Source organism: Mesorhizobium sp. IMUNJ 23232 (genome assembly GCF_044326205.1).
Lineage (GTDB): Bacteria > Pseudomonadota > Alphaproteobacteria > Rhizobiales > Rhizobiaceae > Kumtagia.
Window position 1 is genome coordinate 1 of record NZ_JBIRCY010000134.1, and the last position, 5,653, is coordinate 5,653.

General features: G+C 62.5%; 4 protein-coding genes. 3 read left to right on the forward strand and 1 reads right to left on the reverse strand.

All coding sequences use genetic code 11. From position 1 onward, the window contains the following. Positions 1 to 231: 231 nt before the first annotated feature. The 3 genes from ACH196_RS37610 (at position 232) to ACH196_RS37620 (ending at position 4,280) form a co-directional block, all read left to right on the forward strand. Positions 232 to 786, forward strand: a complete 555-nt coding sequence (locus tag ACH196_RS37610) for a GNAT family N-acetyltransferase (protein ID WP_396651914.1) — start codon at positions 232 to 234, stop codon at positions 784 to 786. Between the two features lie 4 nt (positions 787 to 790). Beyond that, positions 791 to 1,237, forward strand: a complete 447-nt coding sequence (locus ACH196_RS37615) for a hypothetical protein (protein ID WP_396651915.1) — start codon at positions 791 to 793, stop codon at positions 1,235 to 1,237. A 235-nt stretch (positions 1,238 to 1,472) separates the two neighbouring features. Further along, complete coding sequence (locus ACH196_RS37620) at positions 1,473 to 4,280, forward strand: beta strand repeat-containing protein (RefSeq protein WP_396651916.1); 2,808 nt, start codon at positions 1,473 to 1,475, stop codon at positions 4,278 to 4,280. 64 nt (positions 4,281 to 4,344) lie between these two features. Here ACH196_RS37620 and ACH196_RS37625 read toward each other — a convergent pair whose 3' ends face one another. Further along, positions 4,345 to 5,229, reverse strand: a complete 885-nt coding sequence (locus tag ACH196_RS37625) for a LysR family transcriptional regulator (protein ID WP_396651917.1) — start codon at positions 5,227 to 5,229, stop codon at positions 4,345 to 4,347. Between the last annotated feature and the right edge of the window lie 424 nt (positions 5,230 to 5,653).

Sequence of the window (5,653 nt, forward strand, 5' to 3'; positions counted from 1 at the left end):
ATTGCGCGTGACCCAGGTCTATCGCCGCGATGGCCCCGACTGGCAAATGGTGCATCGTCATGCGGATCCGCTCGTCACCAAGATCAGCCTCGAGAGGGCGGCCGCACTCGCGCGTGGCGATTGAAGGCGCAGGCTTCCCTGACGACGAAATCGGCAGCTTAACCCTCGCAATCGCAATTGATGACGCCACGGTGCAGCCGGTCAGATCGCGCCGGAAAGGATGTGACGTGCATGCCGAAAACCGTGATCCGAAGCGCAGAACGCGTCGAGACCCCCGAAATCGCTGATCTTATCGGCGCAGCCCTTACGCCGTTTCTCAGCGTCGGGCGTCCGCCGATCGAGCGTTACATCGCCTATTCCCGCAACATCGCGGGTCGCTGGAACGCCGGCGACCTGCTGGTCATCGAGGACGCGGAAGGCATTGCCGGCACGGTGACTTATGTCGACCGCTGGCGCCGGCAGGACCGCCTTCTACCAGCGGGCTGGGCGACCTTCCGCACACTGGCAGTTCATCCGCGTGTGCGTGGCCGCGGGCTGGGCAAACGCCTCGTCGATCACTGCATTGCGGCCGCGCGCGAAGACGGATCCGAGGTCATCGGCCTTCACACCGGAGCCTTCATGGCGACGGCGCGCGGCCTCTACCATCGGGCCGGCTTCGTGCGGAGCCCGGAATACGACTTCTTCGCCTCGTCCTTCCTGGCGTTCGATACGTCGGAAGGCGACCTCCTTGTCGCGGCCTCCCGGCTCGACCTCCCGCCGGCTCAGCCGCTCTCGCATGGACGCTAGCATCATGGACAATTCAAAACTCTACCTCCTGCTTTGGACCGCCCTGTGTTTCTGGTGTCTCGGACAGGTCTGGTTTGGGCAGATCGTCATCTATCCGCTGTTCGCCAAGGTGGGACAGGCCGATTATGTCGGTTACCATCGCTTCTATACGAGCCGGATCCCGCTTGTGGTTATCGTGCCGGGATTTGCCTGCTTCCTGCTGCCGGTCGCGCTGACGTTCCTCGGCCCGGCTGTGCCGGCCTGGATGACAGCCGGCAACGTGGCGGCCGGCATTGTCGGGCTTCTAGTCACCGTCGGCCTGGCGATCCCGCGGCACGGCAAGCTGGAGAAGTCCGGCAAGAACGAGGCGCTCATCGCGGAACTGGTCCGCTACAACTGGCCGCGCACCGCCTCGATCACCGTGCAGGCGGCAGTCACGATGTTCATGCTGGCTCACGTGCTAGGAGACTGATCGAGCCGCTCCACCTGATAACATGGCAACGGCGCTGCGGGATTCAATCCGCCAGGGTCACGGCTGACGGTCGTGACCGGGATTGTCATCCGCTCCTATCGCAGACGACCCGACGCCAAACCCATCCAACTGGAATTTTGCCGCCGCCCGGAGCGGGGGCGGCGAATCCTGCCGCATGCCGGCAACAACCAGCCGCGCATCGCGGCAGATCAACCTTTTTGGAAGGACGACTACAATGGCAATCGTGAATGGCGACGGAAACGACAACTTCCTGGTCGGATCCGACTTTGCAGACACTCTCAACGGCTTTGGAGGCAACGATACGTTGCGTGGCGGCGCGGGCGCAGACTTCTTGGACGGAAGCGCCGGCTTCGACACAGCAGACTACAGCACATCTGGAGCCGCTGTATTCATCGATCGGATCAACAACACCGCCGATGGCGGCGATGCCGAGGGCGACATATTTATCTCGATCGAGAATTTTGTCGGTTCTGCATTTGACGATGGACTCGCGGGCGACAATGGCGGGAATGGGATTTTCGGCGGCGCTGGTGCCGACCTGATCCTCGGCAACGGCGGAAATGACGTGCTTCGCGGTGACGCGGGTGCGGACAGCATCTCAGGCGGTGAGGGTATCGATATCGCGAGCTATACGGGCTCGAATGTCGGCGTCGTCATTGACTTGTTGAATGGCCTTGCAGGTGGCGGCGACGCCACGGGAGACACGCTTGTCGGTATCGAGAGCCTTAGGGGCTCGGCATTCGGCGACACCCTAGCCGGAGATAACGGTGAAAATGGCCTGGAAGGTGCCAACGGTGACGACATTCTGGCGGGCGCCGGCGGCAACGATACACTCTTGGGCGGCGCAGGCATCGACATCTTGTCCGGTGGCGATCACGACGACGTCCTGATCGGCGGCTCCGGCGCGGACATCCTGAATGGCGACGCGGGATTTGATACCGCCAACTATTCCGCCTCGGGCGCGGCCGTGTTCATCAATCTTGCCGGTTCGATCGGGGAAGGCGGCGACGCCCAGGGCGACACATACTCTTCAGTCGAAAAGATCATTGGCTCCGGGTTCGACGACGGCTTTCTGGGGACGGAAGCTGGCGAGCAGTTCTTCGGAGGCGCCGGCGTGGACACGATCTCCGGCGGTGGTGGCGCCGATCTTCTGGCTGGCGGCGAGGGCATCGACACCTTGTCCGGTGGTAATCAGGACGACATCCTGATCGGCGGCGCCGGCGCCGACATTTTGAATGGCGACGGGGGGTTCGATGCCGCCGACTATTCCGCCTCGGGCGCGGCCGTGTTCATCAATCTTGCCGGTGCCATCGGGCAAGGCGGCGACGCCCAGGGCGACACATACTCTTCAGTCGAAAAGATCATTGGCTCCGGGTTCGACGACGGCTTTCTCGGGACGGACGCTGGCGAGCAATTCTTCGGAAGTGCCGGGGTGGACACGATTTCCGGTGGTGGCGCCGCTGATCACCTGGATGGCGGCGCGGATTCCGACATCCTCTTCGGTGGCGAGGGAGCCGACGTTCTCGTCGGCGGCGCGTCCGGCGACGTGATCGACGGCGGTGGCGGCGTTGATACCGCGACCTACATCGACTCCAAGGCCGGCGTTAACATCGTCCTGGCGTTCGCCATCGCCCAAGGCGGCGATGCGGCTGGGGACAGCTTTGTCGATGTCGAAAATCTCGATGGATCGAACTTCGCTGACACAATTACAGGCGACCTCGGCGACAATCGCCTGCGCGGGCTGAACGGCGGCGACGAGCTCGGCGGCTTGGCCGGGAACGACAGGCTGGAGGGCGGTATAGGCGATGACGAGTTGTCCGGCGACGGCGACAACGACGTCCTGATCGGGGGTGCAGGCGCCGACCGCCTGGACGGTGGCGCTGGTTTCGACATCGCCGACTATTCGGCCTCGGCCGCAGCCATCATCCTTTCCCTCTCTTCCGACACGACCACCAGCTATCGGACCAACGGAGCTTTCGCGGCAGCCGCCAGCGGCGGCGACGCCGAAGGTGATCTTCTCGACAATATCGAACAGGTAATCGGCAGTGCTTTCAGCGACGACATCGAGGGCGATGCTGTTGCAAACAAACTGCTTGGTGGCGATGGAGGTGACCTGCTCAAAGGCGATGGCGGCGCTGACACACTGGACGGAGGATCCGGCACCGACATTCTGGTGGGTGGCTCAGGCAACGACCTTTACATCGTGACCCGGACCGACGCCATCATAGAAGATGTAGGAGAGGGCACCGCCGACCGCGCCGCGGCGACCGAAAGCTTCACCCTGGGCGATGGCGACAATATCGAAATCCTTTCGACGACCGACACGAAGGGCTTTTCCGACATAAACCTGACGGGCAATGCACTGAAGCAGGAAATTCTCGGCAACGCGGGCGACAATTTGCTGCACACCGGCGGCGGTGCCGCTGACGTGATGAAGGGGTTGGGCGGCGACGATACCTACAGGGTGTTCAATTCCGGCGACATCGTCATCGAAACCGCCGGAAACGGCTCCGACGCGGTGATCGCCACGGTGGACTACAAGCTCGACACCGGCGTCCATGTGGAGGTGCTGCAGACTAACGGCTCGACCGGCACGTCGGCGATCGACTTGACCGGTAACGAGTTCGGCCAACAGATCACCGGCAATGCCGGCGCCAACAGGCTGGAGGGCAAGGGCGGTATCGACACGCTGCGCGGCGGCAGCGGCGCCGACACGTTCGTGTTCGCCTCCACGATCGGCGCGGCCAATGTCGACAAGATCCTCGATTTCAGTGTGCCGGCCGACCGCATGTTGCTGTCCGACGCGATCTTCAAGTCGCTCGACACCGGCACGCTGTCGGGGGCGGCGTTCCGCTCCAACAACACCGGCCTGGCGCAGGATGCTTCCGACCACATCATCTACGAGCGCGACAGCGGAAAGTTGTTCTACGACGCCGACGGCCTCGATGGCTCGGCCGGCATCCACTTCGCCACGCTCACCGTCGGACTGGCGCTGACCAACGCCGATTTCTCCGTGGCGTAAGCAGCGGCTGACAACTCGCCTCCCGCCCGTTTTCGGGCGGGAGCTCGCCTCACTTTCCACCCCGTCAGACGGCGGCGTTTCGCTGCTGCTGCCGCCAAGTATTGATGTGCTTGGATAGGTGGTCGACGAACGCGCGAACATGCGGCACCCCGCGCAGCCGTTCGGGATAGACGATCCAGATACTCGGCGTGAGATATTCGACGGGACAGCAAAAATGAAGGTCATCCCTAGCGTCACCGACCCGCATTGGGAGAATGCCAACGAAATCGTTTCCTGCGATGGCGTCAACCAGCGTCGCGGTGCTGTTCGTCGAATAGCTTATGTTTACATCCGCACGCCACTCTCGAAAAAGCACTTCTGCCCGTCCGGCCGGGGTTGCCAAAGGATGGCCGAGCGCCTCTTCCATCGTGCGCGGGGCTCTGTGCCGCGCCGCGTAGCCGACACTACAGTAGAACCCCCAAGGCGTCTCAGCGACCTTGCGCGCGATCAGCGTTGGTTCATCCAACGAAAAGCCTCCACGGAGCGCAACATCGGCTTCGCCTCCGATCAGGTCCACTTTCCGGTCGCTTATGTCCAAGGCAATGCGTATGTCAGGCCGCAGACGAGCGAACTGGGTGATCGCTGCTTGAGCGATCTGCTCGACCATCCAGTCACTTGTCGTAAACCGGATCAGGCTGCGTTCGGCCCGCGTGGCTTCCAGATGCCTAACGAACGCCGCTGCGCCGGCCTCGACGAGTTCTGCCCGCGTGACCAAGGCCGAGCCGAGCGGCGTCAACTTATAGCCGGCGATTGTGCGCTCAAACAACGTGGCACCCAACGCATGCTCCAGCGCGGTGATCCGACGCGCGCAGGTTGTCTGGTTTACTGCGAGAGAGCGTGCAGCTCCCAAGGTCGTCCCAGCGCGCGCAACGGCCAAGAAATAGCGCAAGTCACTCCATTCGAAATGCATCGTTGGCTTCTGATTCTGCAAATTTGCAGAATATTACTGCAATATGGTCGATTTCTTGTCGACCCGTCGCCGGGTAATTCGACACCGCGCATTCCGCAAGCGCGATGAATAACCGGCCCGAAGCCAGGAACACAGAGAGACAAGAACAGACGCAGGGCTTGAAATCGTCGACCGGGTAAGCGCCCCTCCGGCGCCTCATCCAGACTACCGTCAGCAAGACGTGCCCGCGGCTTCATCCTTCGCGGGGCGAAGCCGGAGGTTTGTCTGGAAGATGCCGGTCACGCTTGGCCACGGCGCAGCAGGCAGGCGGCGAAGATCCCGTTGAAATGCCGGCGCCCGCTATGTCGCGGCCGCTTTTGTCAGGAGAGATATCGTGGACTTCTGGACGGAAACCATCGGCTTTTTAGGCAGCGGCTTTGCCGTG